Here is an 18619-nt window from a genome sequence, read left to right as displayed (position 1 = left end):
AGTTTCACATATGACGATAATTTTTCCGTAACGCATGAAGCACAGGAAATTACATAATCTTTAAAAGCCTGTTCCTTTTTACCACATTAGTTTAAAAGGAGGGTACGCATATGAAACTCCAGTGGCTGGTGTTGCTCGCATTTTTATTCGCCGTCTTGATTACCATTTTCGCAGTAGTCAATGTGGATACCGTACCTGTCAACTTTGTTTTCGGCACCGCGGATTGGCCGCTCATCCTGGTCATCCTGGTATCTGCTTTGATGGGGTTTCTGCTAAGCGGGACAGTTGCGCTCGTCAAAATCTTCTCTTTGCAGAAGGACATGAAAGCCATGCGTAAAGGTAAGCCCGTCAAACAGAAGAAAAACGTCTCTGCTTCATGAATTTCCATTGTTGGCCAAAAGAGTCCCGCAGCATATTCTGAACCGGTGGAAAAGAGAGACCGATGTGGAACAGGCCGATCAGCATAGCAACAGTCCTCCTTTTCAAAGGGGGCTGTTTTTTTATGGGACAGATAAAAGCCGCATCCAACAAGCTTTGAGCTTGCCGGATGCGGCTTTTTCATCATGTACTTATCGTTAGGCGGTTCATTGATGAACAGCCGTAATCTCTTTCATCAACCCGATCCATTCGTCTCTCGTGAAATCATACAACTCCAGCTCAGTTTTTCTCAAAACCATGTGGATGCTGTCGAATTTTTCGTCCGTCCGGAACCGCCACCAGCTTTTCGCGGTCGACGTCTGGGTGCCTGGCTCAAAATAAGTCAATGTAAATTCAGGATCGATGATGTCATCGATTCCATCAATCTCTATATGCTGATGCGGGAAATCGATATAAAGGCCGAGCGCTGCTTTATGGGGCGTGATGGAGCCGATTTTATACGCAGATTGCGCGTCCTTCTTCTCTAGCGCATCACTCCACGGAACCGGCTTATCGCTCAGGATCAACACCTTACCGTCCTCACTCGTTTCAACCCGGCAATTCGGCAGGCTATTAAAGACGTCTGTAATCTCGTTCATTTTTTGTTCAACCATTTTATTCATTAGGCTATTCATCCTTTCACTTCATCTACTATTTATGAATGCTGCACTTCTGCTTAGACAAGGCAGCTCCGTTTAGTTTTTTGTTCCACTAGCTATTATTCTATCACGTTCATCCTTTGCCTCCGCGTTTAAATTATACGCACCAAGGTTACGGCGCAATCTTCAAACCTTTCTTGGGTAGGCATGGTCATGTATAAAGATATATTGTTGTGCATTATCAGAATCGTTTAGAATTGTTTCGTGCACAGGGACATTTTCTCACCGGATTATCATTACCCGTATGAGGGTACATTTGATAAGAAAAGCAGAATCGACCAAACTAGGAGCTGAGCTTGTGGAACCAACTACACTGACAGGAAAAACGGCCATTATCACAGGGGCCAATAGCGGACTCGGACTGGAAACGGCTAAAAGTTTCGCCAGGCTAGGCGCACGGGTCATCTTGGCCGTCCGTGATACCGAAAAAGGACAAGCCGCTGAACACGAAATTAAAGAAGAAACTCCTTGGGCAATTGTCGAAGTCATGAAACTCGACTTGTCCGATTTGGATAGCGTACGGGATTTTGCAGAAACGTTCATCAGCCGCTTCGACTCGCTCGATTTGCTGATCAATAATGCTGGCGTCATGACGCCGCCTTACGCCAAGACGAAAGACGGCTTTGAGCTGCAGTTCGGCAGCAACCATCTCGGGCATTTCGCCTTGACGGGCCGGCTCTTGCCGTTGCTCCTACACACCGACAATTCGCGGGTGGTGACACTGAGCAGTCTGGCACATCGAAATGCCGCTATTGACTTTGACAACTTGGACGGCTCCAAAGGCTATAAAGCGATGAAATTTTATGGCCAAAGCAAACTGGCCAATTTGATGTTTGCCACAGAGCTCGATCAACGACTCAAGCAACATGGTCTATCGACGCTGAGCATCGCGTGCCATCCCGGAATTTCTTCGACCAATCTGTTCAAGCTCGGCAGTCGGGAAATGCCCCGCATTTTCAAAGGGCTCATGAACCGCTATTTGCAGCCTGCCGCGATGGGAGCCCTTCCCACTGTCTATGCCGCAACGGACTCTGGCATCACAGGCGGCGAATACATCGGGCCGGACGGCAAAGGCCAACGGAGAGGCTATCCCGCGTTAGAAAAACCGGACTCGGCAGTGAATGATGAGGCCACTCGCAAGAAACTGTGGGACGTGTCAGAACAACTGACCGGCGTCACGTTTGATTTCAATAAATAACATTTCAGAACGGAACATGGTCAAGGCAATAGAAACGAGCGTATGCGATATCCCTTGGGGGAACTGCATACGCTTTTCTCGTATTTTCTCGTATTTAGTTTATTGCACCGGGTTATGCTTGAAACTCCCCAATTAAGGATATAGTAGCTGTACAAGATTATTTCGTTCGGTATCACGTGCTTTGAACTTTTCTTATACTCGTTTTTTTACATGATACATCGACAGCCGTGATACTCATTAGGAGGTCTCTAGGATGAACCCACCAATCTTAATCGTTGGAGCGGGCCCCACTGGCTTGGCTTTGGCCCATAGCCTGGCGCGCCAAGGCGTGCCATTTCGGATCATTGATAAAAATGCAGGACCCGGCACCGCGTCACGTGCGCTCGCTGTGCATGCACGCATCTTGGAGCATTACGAGCAGTTCGGCCTCGCCGAACGCAACATCAAGCGAGGTCATCCCATTTTGTCATTGGATGTCAGCGACGGCAAACGAGTGAGAGCCACCGTGAAATTCCATGCGCTCGGCAAAGGGCTCAGTCCGTTTCCGTTTATCTTGAGTTTGCCGCAAGACGATCACGAAGAAATTCTCGTCGACGAATTAAGTAAAGTCGGCGTCGAAGTGGAATGGAACACCGAATTGATTTCGTTTGAAGACACAGGAGATGGCGTCAATGCCGTTATGCAACAACTGGGACAGCCGGTGGAAATAGCGGAATTCGCCTATTTATGCGGTTGCGACGGTGCCGGCAGCATGGTACGAAAAGGGCTGGATCTCGACTTTCCCGGCGGCACGTACAAGCAATTGTTCTTCGTCGCCGATATCGAAACCGAGACACCGGAAGACGACATGGAAAAGATGGACATGTATATGGATAATGACGGCTTTATGCTCTATATGAACGTCCGTAACGCCCACACGAAACGAATACTCGGCATCGTGCCCGAGGAATTCAACGACCGCACCGATGTCGAATACAAAGACATCACCGATTATGTCGAAAATAAAATCAGCGTGACGGCGTCCAAGGTCAATTGGTTTTCGACCTACCGCGTCCATAACCGTGTCAGTGAACGATTCACCAAAGGGCGCATCTATATACTGGGTGACGCCGGCCACCTGCACAGCCCGACCGGTGGACAAGGCATGAACACCGGCATCGGGGACGCCATCAATCTCGGCTGGAAACTTGCAGCGGTGGTTCAAGGAAAAGCCGCTCCCATCATATTGGGCACTTACGAACAAGAACGCATCGCCTTTGCGCGCCGCTTGATCGCGACGACCGACAAAGCGTTCCAAACGATCGTCAGCCAAAAACTACGCGGCACTTTGCTTCGGGAGTATGCCGTGCCTTACGCCTTGCCGCCGGTATTCCAATTTTCGTTCGCCTCCAAAAATGCCTTTAGGATCTTGTCTCAAATCCACATCAATTACCGCAATAGCCTGTTGAGCAAAGGCAAAGCCGGCAAAATCTACGCCGGCATGCGCTTGCCGTGGATCGAAACCGATAGAGGCGACAATTTCACGCCGCTGCGCTCTGTCGATTGGCAAATTCATATCTACGGCAAAGCGACTCCTGAGCTCATCGACTTTGCCCGCTCGCGATCGCTTGAGCTCTACGAGTTCGCTTGGGAACCCAAAATGAGAGACGCAGGATTCAAGCAAGATGCGCTATATCTAATCCGTCCGGATGGCCACGTGGCGCTTGCGACTGACAAGCAGTGGCTGCGTGTCTTGAACATGTATTTGGAGTCTTTTGGGATTGTAGCGTTTGGAGCAGAGTGAGATCGAGACAGCAATGAAAACACACAAAAAAAGCCGTATCCAGAAACCTCCGTGGTTAATGGATACGGCTTATTTTGCCTGCAATTTCAGCCCACACCCTGAATCGCTTTCGACATAGGGCGATGATTTATTTGCATTAAGCATTTAATTTGAAGCGCTTTGCCTTGCCATACATACTTTTTCTGGCTGATACGTCCTTCAATTCGGCAATGATGACCTTCGGGCTTGAAGGGCCCAGTATGGTCGATATATAACTCACTTTAAATGTATAAGTAGCTTTTAACCGGAAGTTTCGATATTCAGGGGAACCTTCCGTAGTCGTCCAGTAAAAAACATTGCCGTCTGTATCTATTAAAGAGACTACCCGATGTTCGTCGTTTGTAAAGCATGACAAAAACTCAAGATCCCTCGTATATTCCATTCCTTTTTCGAACCCGTTCACTTCTTTGATCGCTAGCACCATCGAAATACACCCCATTCCATAGTGGTATGCTTTTAATATACCGGAACAAGTGTTTGATTACTAGCAAAAAGAACAAAAAAATAGAATATTTAGTTAAAAAATGATAAAAGAACAAATGAAGATAGTTCACATCCTTCATGGCACGTTAAAACAAGCTCTTGCGTGAGCCACAGGAAAAGCGCATACTTAAGAGTCGAAAAAACGATTAGGAGTTCGGTATATATGGAAAACCAGGCAACAACACTTAAACAGATCACCCCTCAATACGATCCTTGGGAAGCGTATATGGATATCGAAGACCACGGGAAGCTGACACTATCCAGCATCGAATTCACCACGACTTATTTATGCAATATGCGCTGTGAACATTGTGCAGTCGGCTATATGCTTGAGCACAAAGATCCGGATGCACTGCCGATTGAGCTGCTCTTTTCGCGCCTCGATGAAATTCCTCATTTGAGGACCATCAGTTTGACTGGCGGAGAGCCGATGTTTTCGAAAAAATCGGTCGCCAATTATGTCTTGCCTCTCCTGAAATACGCCCATGCACGCGGCGTCCGCACCCAGATGAACTCGAACTTGACGATGCCGCTGGACCGCTATATGGAAATCGCCCCTTATTTGGATGTCCTGCACATTTCCCATAACTGGGGCACCATCGATGATTTTGTCGATGGCGGATTTGCCAATATGGAACGCAAACCTTCCCGTGAGCGGCGGGCTGAACAGTTCCAGCGCATGATCGACAATAGCCGCGCACTGGCAGAAGCAGGCGTCATGGTATCGGCAGAAACGATGCTGAACAAACGGACCCTGCCTCATCTGAAGAGCATATATAAGCAAATCATTGAAGAAATGAAATGCGCGCGCCACGAAGTGCATCCGATGTACCCGAGCGATTTCGCAAGCCAATTGGAAGTGCTGTCGCTCGATGAAACGAGAACAGCGATCCACGAATTACTCGATGCCCGCGATGAAAATGTCTGGATGCTCTTTGGTACATTGCCATTTTATCCGTGCAGCCAAAACGACGAAGACATTCAACTCCTAAACCGCATCCACACAAGCAAAAACGTCACCGTCCGCAATGACCCGGACGGACGCTCAAGGCTCAATGTGAATATCTTCACGGGCGAAGTCATCGTCACTGATTTCGGCGATACACCCGCGATGGGCAACATCCAGCACGATTCCCTGCCGGCGATGCTTGACCGCTGGTTGGAGCGGCCATTAGCCAAAACAATCGCCTGCCACTGCCCAGCCGCCAAATGCCTCGGGCCGAATCTATTGGTGAAAGATGCCTACTACCCGGAAATCGATTTCACCGTCCAAAAATCGAGAATTACCGTTTGAATGAAAAGCCCGATTCCGCGGGAAAAATTCTCGCGGGATCGGGCTTTTGCGTTTAAAGATAGTTAAGGCACACTTAAGGAGACTAGGGGAAATGAATCCGTAATGGAATCATTCTTCTAACCTCCTTACGTTTAAAAGCAAGAAATTTATTGGGATTCGTTACAATAAATTCTTCGTTTTTCCCCAAATTCTAATTGGTTTGCTTACCAGAATACCGCGCAATTCCTAAACAATTTGTACGGATGAATAAAAAGAAAAAGCAATACTTATAACATTGACTCAGCAAATGTGATTATATAGTTATGAATTATAATATATTATCAAAATCGTTTAGAGTTATTTTGTTCAATGAGACGCGTTTCCTTTTTTCTTTTAGCTTTCAATTTTGCCCGAATTTTATTGGCAATAAGAATTAGTAGACTAACACCAAAGGCTATTAATATTATTATTAATTTTTTATCGCTTTTTCGCCTATACATATAATCATCATAAAAAAACTTTTTATTACAATCAGCATAGTTCCTATAATCTTCATTTAGTTCTTTTACTTTTGCATCATAACTTTTAAAAAGATACACTACTCTTTTAATCCAATATTTAGTTATATTAGTCATTATTTTCATCTCCCTTCTTCAAAAAAATTAAAAAAATATCTTTTGCCAACAACTTGAATTTCACTACATAATAGTTTTAAGAAGTGCTGAACATTTCAAAAACTCTTCATTCTTGTCACGCATTACGAGTCGTGTCAACATTTTTTTTAAGAAGAACCTGCTTAATTGGCACGTCTCACTCGGGTCGAGCAACTATGCTAGGATTTTCAATCAATAAAATTTAACTTTAACTTTAACTTTAAATTTGAATTTGAATTTCTTTGATGTTGTCCTCAGAGAACATTATAATTATCTAGTCAAAAATATATAATGTAGCCAAATCATTTTTTGATTGGTCTGCTATCTCTGCTATCTGCTCAGCATTATAATTTAGTACCTCGATATTAAGTAATTCGAATAGATAATCAGCAAATTCATCCTTTGCATTTAGATTGGCTTCGGGATTTTTTTGTTGATGATTTATCTTTCTATTAATTGCTGCTGTAAATAAATCAGCTACTTGTATTAGTCTACTCATTTTAGAATCCAATGAATGAAAAGCATTTAATTTCACTTTTTCATCATAATGTATTTTAAAATTATCAATTAAAGATTGCTTTATTTGATTTATCCGAAGTGCACTCTCACCATCTTCTTTATCCTTAAAGTAAGCTACTTGTTTCGGCAATTGAATTCTTCCACTTTCGCTTTCATGTTCTATCCCAATTCTAACTAACTGATAAAATAATTCTGTATTTAAATCATCTATAGAAATATTAAGTTTAGTTTGATTTACTGCTATGGCTTTATACCCTACCATGTGACCATTACTAATAGCGAAGTTTACGAAATCTTTATAAGTTTGAAGATTGTTGCCGTTATTTTTTAATTTATTGAAATGAAATTCGTCAGGAAACGAAATATCTTCTTGCTTTCTTTGTTGAGACCATTCAACTAAGCTACTGTTAAGTTCTCCTTCGTTTGCTAGAATCCATACACTACCTACAATTGCAAACTCATCGTTTTTTCCACTTTCATCCGCATATATTGAAATATAATCAACTGCGGGTTTAGTTGCTATTTGAATTTCTTTCTGGATTTCCTCATTGTCCCTTCTAAATCTTCTAACTTTCTTATCACCTTGGAATAAGCGGTATTCATTTTGAATTTTAGCGCGTACTCTTGCTATAGAGGTTAATCGTTCGAGTTCAAATAATTTCTCGAAACTTACAGATCCTCCTCGATGTTCTTGAAATATTTCCCAATACTTAATCATAAGAGCAACATCTGAATTTCTTGTTTCAGGATATTTATTTAATATAGTTGCAATTTTAGTTATCAAATGTTTAGTATTTCCTTGTTGTACAGCAATCCAAAGCTCTTCACCTTTCTTTATACGCTCTGCTTCTTTCTCTTCATCTACTAAAATACTCTCTTCTTCGTTTATTACTTCATTATCCATTTCTGCCAAGACTTTTTCTAATCCTTTATTCATAAAACCACTCCCAATTTAGATATACAAAAAAAGTAATGTCATAGTAGTCCATTTTAGTTTCTACTAACCAAGGGGCAATCAACTATATTTCTTGCAAACTTGTACTAAGCTATACAAAAGGCAAATGTGTCTCATTGGTAGTTCTCGCTGCTACCATGCCTCGCTGATAAAAAGTTGAACTAAGATCTGCATAATGGGTAGTAGCCGGAAGTCTTGTTTTATTCAACGCATGTACGTGCATGAAGGATAATGCATATACATCGCTTATAATTTGCTCAAAACTTAACGTACTCGTTTTTTGAACTACTTTAATTGGAAGAGCCATACCGATTTGTTCTCGGGGATTCGTTGCACACAATAATGCCTCTTTACCTCTAAAGTAATAAGTCCCTTGACGTGTTTCCATTTTATTATCCTTTGAGTCGTAATAAGCCATTCGACGTTTAGGGGATTTAATCACTTCTACAATGTCGAATTGAATCCCCTTTGCTCTCAGCACCTCTGAAATTAGCTCGGTGTTTTCTCTCCAAAAACCATCACGGTGAATAGTTACATGTTTAGGCAATTCATCAAATTGAACTTTATATTTATGAAGCACTTCATTGAGTGTATCTTTTAGAAGTTCATCACTAACTTTTTCTCCCGCATTTGCTCCACCAACTGCTGATTGCTTTATTAGGCGTCCATCATTTCCTATAACGTTAATGATGCCTGCTGTACTGCGACCTTTTTCGTGGCTGACATCAAGCCCAATAAAACAGTCAGAATTTGTTTTTTTATTTAAAACCCAAGGCTGCATTCCGCTCTTCACATACAAGCCTAATAATATATTGTAGAAAGTATAGGACAGGTTTCTATCATTTTGAACGCTTAACGCTATCCTTCTAACAGCTTCATCATCTTTTAGATTAAATGAAAGTTCCTTACTACTGGATAACATCTTTTGAAATTCTTTTAATCGCTCAATAGAAATAACTTGTGAAGAAATATCCCAGTTCCCCCCGAATTGTTTTTTAAAAGGTTCATACAGTTCAAGATGAGGCACACTCAGTACAGCTAAAACAGTCGTGTTTTTAAATACTGCTTCATGCTCTTTTATCTGCCAGTCGAAATTTCCGAAAAATTCCTGGTTCAACTTGCCACTTATACTCCTTGTTTGGTTACTAATATCAATTTTGACTCCATGTTTCCTAGCAATTTCTCTTAAGATGCAGAAATACTTATACACAAAAACCTTATCTATTGATTCGTTTAGTGCTGTTTCATCTACAAAGAGACTTACTGTCATTTCCCCGCCTTTATAAATTCTTCCGTTCTTCAAACCATAAACCGGCCACTTTTGAGGTTTATCAAATAAGACAGTCGAATCTTCCAATTTCTTTATTTCATAACCATTATTTTTCGCTAAAAATGGTTCAGGAGAAAAGGTTAAGTACTTTACGCTGTTTAAAATATTCAACGAATCTTCCATGGTTTGTTTCATGCGAAATAGAGGTTTAAGCTTAATCACTTTATTTACTGCTGAAATTTCATTTGCCTTCATTGATTTATAACTGCACACAGGTTTTAAAAACTGTGCTGCCATCACAATTATTTTGCCATCTCGCGTTTTCACATGAGCAACTTTTGTACTTTTCGAGAGTTGGCTGATTTTAAACTTTTGACCTTTTTGGTTAAAATATTCAACGATGGATTGATTCATTAAAGGAGAATTATCATAAACTCCATAATCAGCCAAATGATCAAAAAAGTATGTGTAATTGCTATAAGGATTTGAGGTGTCTACTAATTCCAGTTGATCTTTTGTTACCTCATTGCGTTCAATCATTTGTTGAAGGGTGATAGTATACTCAAATTTATGAGTAAGGTTAAATCCAATGTGTACCTTGTTATCGATAATATTTACATGAATAGATAACGCAGGGTATACGAGTACTTCACCAGCTTTTTCCCCTTGTTTTTTTTGCAAATCATATCCTACCTGCTTTAAGTCGAGGCGATGGGTCCCCGCCTTTAATAAACTCGCTTTGATAAGTTGTTCTAATAAACCACACTCAAAGTTATTATGTCCATAAATAGCGCGGTACTCGTATGACTTTGCTTCATAGCTTGCCATATCCTTAATCTCAGCAATAGCCATAATAGTGCTTTCCCGATAGACTATGACATTGTTTCTATTCTTCCAATTAAGTGTTCTGCAAATTTCTGAGACTCCTTTATATCGATCATCTTGATTTTCTAAAGGGAAATTATAAATATGGACTTTAATAGTGTTTACTTCTTCGTTTGCAACTGCCTCTGTTATATAAGCTTCCATATTATCTCCTCTTTTACTATTATTTACCTAAATATACGATTTAAAAGTCAGAAAGTTTCAGTAACTACTTAAAACTTTAATACTATATAAGAAGTCACACTTCAAATTCTTGAGCTTCTAAATACAATTCTATTAATATTAGAATACTTTCCTTGGTATCTCTTACCAGAGAGATAAAACTTCCAAATATTTTCTGCAAAAATTTAAAACTTATAAACACGTGTCTACGCCGTTTCAATGGAATTGAGTAGTCAAAAAAATCACCAGTGAAGTGGAATCCAGCGATTCCCGCGGGAACAGCGCGAACTGAAGACCCTAGAAGAGCGCCAGCGAAAAAGCGGCTGAGGCCGTGCCTGCGGAAAGCGTCCGGCTGAAGCGAAACGCAAAAAAGCTGCCGAGGTTTCTCGACAGCTTGAGAACCCAAATGGTAGACAGTTTTTTAAAGTGTTTACCATTTGGGTTCAGTTCACCAATAAAGATTAATGTTATATTGCTAAATTTTATATAATTATTCTTCTCATATCATTTGTTGAATCCAAATCCCAGAACATATAAAAAGAAATCCCTTTACCTTCCATAAATTCTATAATTGATAATTCATCATAGCTATTGTTGCTCAAGTGTTTGCTATTTCTCAAATTTTTTAGCGGTAAAGGTATACTTAATTCTTCCCCATTTTTTCCTTTTACTTTACAAACTGAATTAGTCATATCTACAGGAAGTAGTTCTCCTCTATTACATTTAACTATCTCGCGTATCATATGTTGTAAATTTTTACCATATTTCCTTTTTCCGTTATTTGTGAAAATATTTGTTAAATCCGTTGTTTTCCATTCGTTTGTATCGAAATATGGACGTTTACTAATTATATAGTTGTTGGCATCTTCATTCCAAAAACATGAAGATCCATTTTGGTTAAATCCTTTAGTTGAAGATCCGTTTACGTCTTCATAGAAAAACATTTCCCAAATCGCAATATTGTTAGTCCAATTATTTTGCCTTTCTATTTGACTAGTAAAATGCGAAGGACTGGTAGGTTTTACTCTTCTTATCCCATGGATAGTTAGATTTAATTCCGGCACGTGGCCATTTCGCTTCAAACATTCCTATTTTTATTTTTTCCTCAGAATAAAAAATTATTATAGCATCAACACCTAGTTTTTGTTCAAATCCTGAAGGGAGTGTCTGAGATATTAAATGAGCATTTTTAGGGAACCAAGGTCCAAATGGATAAGTTATATGTGTTGTTAAACGTGACACGTAATCTCTTTCAGATACTATTGATTTTTCATTTAAATCTTTCCTACAAATTTGATCAATATATGAAATACGTGGCGCAATTAAATTAGCAATTCTTTTTCCAAACAATTTCACTACCTTCTTTCTAATCCAATCTAAATACTAAAACATTATCTCAAGACAAATCTCTTTGAAATCTAGATATTTTGTGAATTCTAGTGGTTTTTAATAAACCCAAATATTATTTCTAACTACTTCAAAATTAGTATTTATCTCCCAATTTCCATTAAATTTTTATATTTAAAAAATTATAAATTTCTATACAATTTATAAATTTTAATTAGAAATGGTCATAGTGAAATGTAAATTTAAAAGTATTTATTCATTTATCCATAGTCTCACCAAATCAACATTATCACTGCTTGGAGCATGAATTTTAACTAATTTTTTAACTTGAACAATTAAAGGCATATTAAACGAAGATCCTGTTACTATGCATTGCCCGGGTCCGAGACTCGGAATAGTATTTTTCGAAACTCTATCCAATGTAGATATTGTATTGTCTATCAATCTTAAATCATTATCATTTACTAACCTATGAATGAAAAAGTTATGAAGTTGCGAAATAATTGTAGGAGAAATATCTGCTGGCCTTTGACTAGCAATTGTCATATAAAAGCCAAATTTCCTTCCTTCCTTAACAATTTCTTCGAAAACCTCTAATCTATAGTCTTTCCATAATTCCTGTTCTCTTTTCGATCTATCTGACAATATATTATGTGCTTCATCAATAACTAAATGAAAAGTTCTTTGACCAAGGTTTTCTATATCGTCTTTATGCTGCTGATACTTTTGCTTGGATATTAATAGAGGTACAATTTTTTTTATGTCTTGGTTACAGTTCCTTAATGAAATAACTGTAATTGGTGATTTTTCTACGTTACTACTAACAGTTAAAACTTTATCTAAATCCTTGGCTCTAGATTCAATCCTGGAAATAAGAGGGTTAATATGTTCATATTGAACATGATTATATTTCAATCCATAAATTAGTTGTAAATGAACTATAACGCTTAGTTTTTCAATTAAAGAAAGGCTTCTTATATTTTCTTTAATTTCATCAGAATTAAGCTTAGTATTTAATTCGCTTGCTTTTATCAATATCTGATCTTGACATTTGTTGATATAAAAAGTACCTGCTGGATGATAATAAGTATTGCTTAGACTATGCCATATTAAATTTTCCCATGGAGCTTCTTCTAATTTAATTTTTTTGTAAACCCGTTTTAATATTCTAAGTGCGTCTTTATTATTATTAGCTTGAAAGACATTGATAAAGCCCCAGTATATTTTTTCCGCTAAAATTTCCGAAGTAATTTCGCCTGTTTCGGATAAATAATTATCAAGCGCTTTTTGCAGAAACGGTCTTTGAGTTTGTTCAGTAGCGGAAAACAGAATGGATAAAGTCTCAATATTCCAAAAAACTTTAGGCTCTAATGATATTTTATCCTCTTCTGATATCTCTGAAATTTTCTTTTTAGTATTTAACTTAACTACTTTCTTATCCTCTGAAAAAACGTTAGGCTCACAATATTCTCCATTGAAATCTAAGAAAAGAAAATTACTTTTATCAAATAATTTATAAGTTTCACCCTCCAGTTTAAAAAGTTCGGTAAATAATTTTGTTAATGTATTTGATTTTCCGCTTCCTGTATTTCCAAAGATTCCAAAATGAGTATTGAAAAGTTTATTCCATTCTATTGGAACATTAATTCCTTCTTGAATTGTTTCTCCTAGATCAATTAAGTATTCGTCGTTAACATTCTCACCAATAATCTGCCTTATCTCTTCATCTTCTAGTAAGATTACTTCATTATAAATTAAAGGAAAAGCTTTTATGCCAAAACTAAATTCACCATGATAAAAACTTCCAAGTACGTTTATGCTAACTTGTCTTACGTATCTATTTAAGTCGTATCTCTGTTCTTCAATATTTTTCGCCATGTCTTTTAAATATTCTCTTTCTACTTTTCCTACTATTTTATAGGGTCCTCTTATAATACCAATGTATTCTCCAATACTTACCCCTCTATATGTCTTACCATTATAAAAATAAGTTAGTGCATTGCTGTTTTCATTCATTTCTATTAAAACTTTCATTCCATCTATCTCAATTACGTTCCCTACTACAAATGGCGAGTTATTCATAAGAGTCTTTTCCTTCAAACAGGTTATTTAGAAAATCAAAGTTTCCATTCAAACATGTACCATCATTTTTTTCGAATTTCTGAGGTAGGTAAGTTATGTTGGGGTATAATCCAATCTTTTGTTTGATATTTTCTTTAGAACTTTTACTATAAGAAACTATGTACACTTTTAATGTTGGATTAGACATTGACCTTTTAATAATTTCTGTAATGTGTTCGTCTGCAAATGAAAATCCAAAAACAATCAACACTGCTCCTTTTTTTTCTAATTCATAACTTAATAATCGAAGTAACTGATAATAATGTTGTTCAAAAACGGTTTCATTAAATTTCCACTTATTAGGATTTATGATAGGGATGGCCTTATAAAGGTCATAAAAATTACTTACTCTATCTTCGTTTATGTTAAGGTCACTTAATTTTTCAGAGATATTTTTGATTTCTATCTTTATTTCTTCACCTTCAATTTCATCTGATAATTCTTCAAAAATATTTTCTATATCGGTCCTACTATAATCATCAATATCATTTAAGTAATTTTTCAAATCGGAAATTTGATTGTCTTGATAAGATACAAGTATTTCTTCTTTTCCCTCTTTTTTTTGAGTCCAACTAACTGATCCATGAACTTTCAATAGATTTATTGTAGGTACTTCTCGCTTATATCTATCATTTACCCCACTATGACTTACATTCATATGGAAATTCGAAATCCCTATTGCTCTTTCAATAAAACCTTTACTGCCATCATTAAAGTAACAAAACGGTCCTTTTTTATTAATCTCATCAAATGTTCTCTCAAAAAACAAATCATAATTAGTAGTAAATAAATTCACTCTTTTAGGTTTTTCATTTCCTTCTCTTTGCAAAAATATTAACAAATTATTAACTAGCCTTTTGTAATTCCCTATTACATCTTCATAATCTGTTGTTTTCTCTTCAGAAATATTCAGTAAAAACATTTCAGAAATCCACTTGTCAAAATAATATGCATACATTATTTTTTTGTTTTTGTCGTACATTTCATTCGAGGTAACTAATTCCTCAAATGTAGGCATGTTATCTCCTAAATGCAAGGTAGGAAAATATGGAAAACTAGCACCAGAACCTATTAAAAAATTAACGTTCTTGCCACTAATACTTTCTAAAAACTTTTTGTCTATTTCTGATACACTCATTTTTTACCTCCATAATATATAGATTTATTAGATTACATAAATAAAGCAAAACATTCTTACAAAAATTAAACTTAAAGTTATCCCCTTTTTCATTTTTCGAGATATTGAATTATAAGATAAATCATTTACTTTGATAAAACCTAGTTTTCCATTTTAAGTTCAAAGCTGTACAGTTAATGCAAAATTTGCATCATCGTAAAATTATATTTTCTATTCTCTTCCATACAGAAAGTTAAACGGTGTTATTAAGTTTTTAAGAGCTGCTCTCTCAACCCGTCATCACTAGCAAAAACATAAAGCCCCTTTATCCCTCTCTTCATCAACACATTAATCGAATTTAATATGATCTGTTCTTTCGCTTTTTCAACATCCTCAATGCCGTCTTTTCCTCTGAAAGCCTCAGTGTCGATATATTTCTCAGTAAGGATCTTCAAGCAATCATTTTGATCATCATAGGTAATGGATGGCCCTAATATCACTCCTACGTAATTCAGATCAAAGCCCTGAATCGTATAGATGGATCCCGCTTCTTTGATTGTATCCCGCTCTTCTGCCCATGTTTTTTTGGCATCGGTTGAATTCCAGGGAATTTCGAGGCTGTCTTCTCTAATGTAGTATTGCTCGCCATCCTTCTTATGTTCATAATCGAATGTCGACACCACTCTGGAGAGTCCATAAACATTATCTTTCTCTACTATGGCATCATGCATGTCTTTGGCAGAATCGAATATTTGAAAATCATATTGTTTATCTCTTGGTAATTTCAGAATTCGCTTCTCTACAAAATTATCGATCCAGTCGATCACGTCGTCTCCAGCATTCATGCGGAACTGTTCTTTTAAAATATAAGGCGCTTCCGTTTGATGATCCGGCACGACACTCTTCAACCGCTCCTCGTCCCAATAGCTTTTCAGCTTTAAGACTTGTTTTTCGTCGTAGACGACGATGACGACTTTGCTGTGCTTGATGATTTCTTCCAATTGATTGTCTTCATTGAACCCATTGAAAGCATCCGCTCTGCTCAGCAATAAATGCGCTTCGTCAACCAGGACAATGTCCGCTTTTTCTGCCGTTTTCTTCTGTTTGTTAATAAAACTTGTCGGCTTATCAAAGTTATTCTTTTTGAGAAACTTTACATTGGCAGCGATATTCTTATATGTTTTCAGCATTTCTGAATGGTTGACGAGCAAGTAATTCTTCGTCTGATGAAGATTGGAGTTTTTGTCAGCCGCCAGCTCCTGGATACTATTGAATACGGAACTGAGGACCACGCTCTTTCCTACACCGGCTTCGCCCTTCACCATGAATACAAAGGTTTCCTCGTCATGAATATGCTCTTCGCAAACTTCTATAATTTTGGTCTTGAGCTCGAGCTGCGTCATCGTCAGCTCTTTAAAAGGAGAAAGTTTGAAGATGTCTCTGTTTTCAATGACGTGAGCAGGGTTATTTACCATTCTCCTATTTAATAGTTCATTCCATATATCATTGAAAATCTCTTTATCGTAAAATTCTTTGTTATGGTAATTGTGCGTGACGCTTTGCGCCGTCTGGCTTTTGTTCTGCAGCTTGTAGCGATCGTCGCCTAGGAAATAATTGATGAGTTTGGTTTCGATATTGTATGTAGCTGACCGGTGAAACTGTTCGTGGATGATGAGCGTCATTTTCTCTAATTTCTTTCTCTCGATATTATTCAAATGAGCCTTCATGCGATTTTTAAAGGCTACCGTTTCACCGATGTAGACCGTTGTATTGTTGTTGAGAAAATAAACAACGGGATAGTCAAAGTAGGTATCGTTCTTGATACTTTCCAAAGTGGATTTATTAAAGTCCCAGGTTTTCAGTTTTGTTATCCCCATGATTATGCAGCCTCTCTTTGCTGGCAATTAATATACTTAAACTTGTTCCTGGTAGCGGTAAGGCAGTGAGTATCAGGAAGAACGAAATGGCTCATCTTCTTCAGCACACTGTTTTGTTAAAGATAGCCTTACGTCTGATCCCTATCTTCTCTAGTTGCAAAATCCTGTATCTAACTTATTCTAAGTTTAGCATTATTTAACTATTCTGAGGATGCTTTTTGCAATATTGCTACAATTATCAACAGATTATTAGCTTGAAAGCATTTTTGGACAAGATAGCATAGGCGATTCGGAAAGAATTCCCGCTTCTACTAAGTTCCTGCTCTTTAAGTTTGGCTTATCAATCTATTGAAAAAAGCCTCCTATTTCGTGATCTATAACTTGCCTATTAAGTACTCAGAGCGCTAACGATAAAATGATCAGTCATTTTTTCCAATCAACATAAAAGAGCAAATAAAAAAAGAATAGCCTGAGCTACTCTCCATAAATAATTGGCTATATTCAATATCGGCATTCGCTGTTCTTCTAGTATGTTTATTTTGATAAGTGACTGATGATTTCTTGATTTACTTGTACAGGATTATCCAGGTTGGTCGCATGATGGGCATCCTTTATGTATATCATTTTAGACCGAGGAATACGCTCAGCCATTTCCCGTTGCTGTCGCTCCGTCATGCTGTCGTATTCTCCCTGGAGGATTAAGCTTGGGCATGTTATTTTGTTTAAATCGTTCCCGCTTTCCATCTTGGAAACTGCATGCCAAATGCGCACCCAACGGTTTAATGGAATGGAGCTAACTGTTTCTTTGATGTATTGCTTATTGTTGGGATTGAACTTGGAGAGTGTTCTCGCCTGAATACTCGCCATCACGCTCATCGGAATAAATATGCTTGACCACCGGTTTATCGGAACAAATACTTTTTCGAACCAATTGTACGAGTTGGTATAAGGTGTACCGATTAATACCAGTGACTTGACTCGTTCTGGATGTCTGACTGCAGTCTGAAGAGAAATATGGCCACCCATCGACAAACCGCAAAGATGGGCTTCTTTGACGTTCAGATACTCTAATAACCCGACCAAGTCTTTGGTGAAATCTTCCGAATCCACTTTCCCTTTTGGCAATGAAGACTTTCCGTGTCCCCTGACATCCCAAGTAATCGTCTTGTATTGTTTAGCTAGCTCTTCTACTTGCGGATTCCACTGGCGGTGATCCCATGAGGCGCCATGTGTAAAAACTAACACTTCTCCTTCACCTTTAACTTCATAATAAAGTTCTACATTGTTTATTTTGACTGTCGGCATTCTATCCCTCCACTGTCGTTGATGAGAATAAGCTATTAGCTATTTCTCGGCACGCATTACGATTCGAATTCTGTATTCAGCTTATTCAACTTAAGCCACGTCTTTTCTTAGCTGCTTTCGCCTTAGAATAAATAACGGTAATGAGCAGCGTCAAGAGACCTAAAAGAACCATTCCCCCGCCAATGAATAAAGAGATAGCGATTCCTTCCCATTTTCCTACGTACAAGCCCCAGTAATAAATTCCACCGCCTATTAGGAGAAATATAAATCCAATCAAATACTTTCTGTTTTTCAAAACACTCCTGACAATTCCGGCACAAGCAACGACTAAAACAATAATTGGAGCGCTCAAAAATAAGTTATCCATCATTTCAGAACTCATCAGCAAAACTCCTTCTGTTGTTTAGATGCAACTTCCGCTCTTCGTTGATAATCTTTAGTTAATTATATCAGTTGATATCCAAATAATTCCATAACTGAAATAGTAATCGGCCAGGTACTTCCTTCAAAGCTGTAACTTCCTTTATTCATGTTCCGTCTACCTTCCAAAGAGGTG

General features: G+C 38.1%; 16 protein-coding genes. 4 read left to right on the top strand and 12 right to left on the bottom strand.

Translation table 11 applies throughout. The annotated features are described in order from the left end of the window. Positions 1-110 precede the first annotated feature (110 nt). Positions 111-380, top strand: a complete 270-nt coding sequence (locus ACFO5U_RS15085) for a LapA family protein (protein WP_377279907.1) — start codon at positions 111-113, stop codon at positions 378-380. Positions 381-584: 204 nt separating this feature from the next. On the opposite strand, the gene ACFO5U_RS15080 is transcribed toward ACFO5U_RS15085, so the two are convergent. Beyond that, the gene (locus tag ACFO5U_RS15080) at positions 585-1040 is read right to left on the bottom strand and encodes a hypothetical protein (protein ID WP_377279906.1); all 456 of its coding nucleotides are present in this window, start codon (positions 1038-1040) and stop codon (positions 585-587) included. 334 nt (positions 1041-1374) lie between these two features. Here ACFO5U_RS15080 and ACFO5U_RS15075 point away from each other — a divergent pair, with 334 nt between their 5' ends. Next, positions 1375-2274 carry an oxidoreductase gene (locus tag ACFO5U_RS15075; protein ID WP_377279905.1) on the top strand — a complete coding sequence of 300 codons (900 nt, stop codon included), beginning with the start codon at positions 1375-1377 and terminating at the stop codon, positions 2272-2274. Between the two features lie 253 nt (positions 2275-2527). Further along, positions 2528-4057, top strand: coding sequence for an FAD-dependent monooxygenase (locus tag ACFO5U_RS15070; RefSeq protein ID WP_377279904.1), 1530 nt, complete (start codon positions 2528-2530; stop codon positions 4055-4057). A gap of 136 nt (positions 4058-4193) precedes the next feature. Here the strand turns inward: ACFO5U_RS15070 and ACFO5U_RS15065 are convergent, their stop codons facing one another. Beyond that, positions 4194-4520, bottom strand: a complete 327-nt coding sequence (locus tag ACFO5U_RS15065) for a hypothetical protein (RefSeq protein WP_377279903.1) — start codon at positions 4518-4520, stop codon at positions 4194-4196. Between the two features lie 222 nt (positions 4521-4742). Between ACFO5U_RS15065 and yfkAB the strand changes: the two genes are divergently transcribed. Beyond that, complete coding sequence (gene yfkAB, locus ACFO5U_RS15060) at positions 4743-5873, top strand: radical SAM/CxCxxxxC motif protein YfkAB (protein ID WP_377279902.1); 1131 nt, start codon at positions 4743-4745, stop codon at positions 5871-5873. A gap of 320 nt (positions 5874-6193) precedes the next feature. Here yfkAB and ACFO5U_RS15055 read toward each other — a convergent pair whose 3' ends face one another. From ACFO5U_RS15055 to ACFO5U_RS15010, 10 genes are all read right to left on the bottom strand, one after another. Beyond that, positions 6194-6487, bottom strand: coding sequence for a hypothetical protein (locus ACFO5U_RS15055; RefSeq protein WP_377279901.1), 294 nt, complete (start codon positions 6485-6487; stop codon positions 6194-6196). 292 nt (positions 6488-6779) lie between these two features. Then, on the bottom strand, positions 6780-7961 hold the full coding sequence (locus ACFO5U_RS15050) for a DUF3800 domain-containing protein (RefSeq protein ID WP_377279900.1): 1182 nt from the start codon (positions 7959-7961) through the stop codon (positions 6780-6782). 109 nt (positions 7962-8070) lie between these two features. Continuing rightward, the gene (locus tag ACFO5U_RS15045; RefSeq protein ID WP_377279899.1) at positions 8071-10278 is read right to left on the bottom strand and encodes a Piwi domain-containing protein; all 2208 of its coding nucleotides are present in this window, start codon (positions 10276-10278) and stop codon (positions 8071-8073) included. A 500-nt stretch (positions 10279-10778) separates the two neighbouring features. Then, positions 10779-11360: a hypothetical protein gene (locus ACFO5U_RS15040; RefSeq protein WP_377279898.1), complete on the bottom strand. Its 582-nt coding sequence runs from the start codon at positions 11358-11360 to the stop codon at positions 10779-10781. Further along, positions 11290-11646 carry a hypothetical protein gene (locus tag ACFO5U_RS15035; protein ID WP_377279897.1) on the bottom strand — a complete coding sequence of 119 codons (357 nt, stop codon included), beginning with the start codon at positions 11644-11646 and terminating at the stop codon, positions 11290-11292. Before ACFO5U_RS15035 ends, ACFO5U_RS15040 begins: the two co-directional genes overlap by 71 nt. A 249-nt stretch (positions 11647-11895) precedes the next feature. Then, positions 11896-13725: an ATP-binding protein gene (locus ACFO5U_RS15030; protein ID WP_377279896.1), complete on the bottom strand. Its 1830-nt coding sequence runs from the start codon at positions 13723-13725 to the stop codon at positions 11896-11898. Next, a complete protein-coding gene (locus tag ACFO5U_RS15025; protein ID WP_377279895.1) occupies positions 13718-14902 on the bottom strand; it encodes an SIR2 family protein in 1185 nt (394 codons plus the stop codon). The genes ACFO5U_RS15030 and ACFO5U_RS15025 overlap by 8 nt, the downstream gene beginning before the upstream one ends. 245 nt (positions 14903-15147) lie before the next feature. Then, positions 15148-16758, bottom strand: coding sequence for a DUF2075 domain-containing protein (locus ACFO5U_RS15020; RefSeq protein ID WP_377279894.1), 1611 nt, complete (start codon positions 16756-16758; stop codon positions 15148-15150). A 534-nt stretch (positions 16759-17292) separates the two neighbouring features. After that, complete coding sequence (locus ACFO5U_RS15015) at positions 17293-18063, bottom strand: alpha/beta fold hydrolase (protein WP_377279893.1); 771 nt, start codon at positions 18061-18063, stop codon at positions 17293-17295. An 85-nt stretch (positions 18064-18148) separates the two neighbouring features. Continuing rightward, positions 18149-18445 carry a hypothetical protein gene (locus tag ACFO5U_RS15010; RefSeq protein ID WP_377279892.1) on the bottom strand — a complete coding sequence of 99 codons (297 nt, stop codon included), beginning with the start codon at positions 18443-18445 and terminating at the stop codon, positions 18149-18151. Between the last annotated feature and the right edge of the window lie 174 nt (positions 18446-18619).

This window comes from Planococcus dechangensis (assembly GCF_042654465.1).
Lineage (GTDB): Bacteria > Bacillota > Bacilli > Bacillales_A > Planococcaceae > Planococcus > Planococcus dechangensis.
The sequence above is the reverse complement of the archived record's forward strand: the minus strand, read 5'-3'. Positions and strand labels throughout refer to the sequence as shown.

Excerpts from the sequence above, each read along its gene's own strand:
- ACFO5U_RS15085 (WP_377279907.1), top strand. The coding sequence starts at position 111 with ATGAAACTCCAGTGGCTGGTGTTGCTCGCATTTTTATTCGCCGTCTTG.
- ACFO5U_RS15080 (WP_377279906.1), bottom strand. The coding sequence starts at position 1,040 with ATGAATAAAATGGTTGAACAAAAAATGAACGAGATTACAGACGTCTTT.
- ACFO5U_RS15070 (WP_377279904.1), top strand. The coding sequence starts at position 2,528 with ATGAACCCACCAATCTTAATCGTTGGAGCGGGCCCCACTGGCTTGGCT.
- ACFO5U_RS15065 (WP_377279903.1), bottom strand. The coding sequence starts at position 4,520 with ATGGTGCTAGCGATCAAAGAAGTGAACGGGTTCGAAAAAGGAATGGAA.
- yfkAB (WP_377279902.1), top strand. The coding sequence starts at position 4,743 with ATGGAAAACCAGGCAACAACACTTAAACAGATCACCCCTCAATACGAT.
- ACFO5U_RS15055 (WP_377279901.1), bottom strand. The coding sequence starts at position 6,487 with ATGACTAATATAACTAAATATTGGATTAAAAGAGTAGTGTATCTTTTT.
- ACFO5U_RS15050 (WP_377279900.1), bottom strand. The coding sequence starts at position 7,961 with ATGAATAAAGGATTAGAAAAAGTCTTGGCAGAAATGGATAATGAAGTA.
- ACFO5U_RS15045 (WP_377279899.1), bottom strand. The coding sequence starts at position 10,278 with ATGGAAGCTTATATAACAGAGGCAGTTGCAAACGAAGAAGTAAACACT.
- ACFO5U_RS15030 (WP_377279896.1), bottom strand. The coding sequence starts at position 13,725 with ATGAATAACTCGCCATTTGTAGTAGGGAACGTAATTGAGATAGATGGA.
- ACFO5U_RS15025 (WP_377279895.1), bottom strand. The coding sequence starts at position 14,902 with ATGAGTGTATCAGAAATAGACAAAAAGTTTTTAGAAAGTATTAGTGGC.
- ACFO5U_RS15020 (WP_377279894.1), bottom strand. The coding sequence starts at position 16,758 with ATGGGGATAACAAAACTGAAAACCTGGGACTTTAATAAATCCACTTTG.
- ACFO5U_RS15015 (WP_377279893.1), bottom strand. The coding sequence starts at position 18,063 with ATGCCGACAGTCAAAATAAACAATGTAGAACTTTATTATGAAGTTAAA.
- ACFO5U_RS15010 (WP_377279892.1), bottom strand. The coding sequence starts at position 18,445 with ATGAGTTCTGAAATGATGGATAACTTATTTTTGAGCGCTCCAATTATT.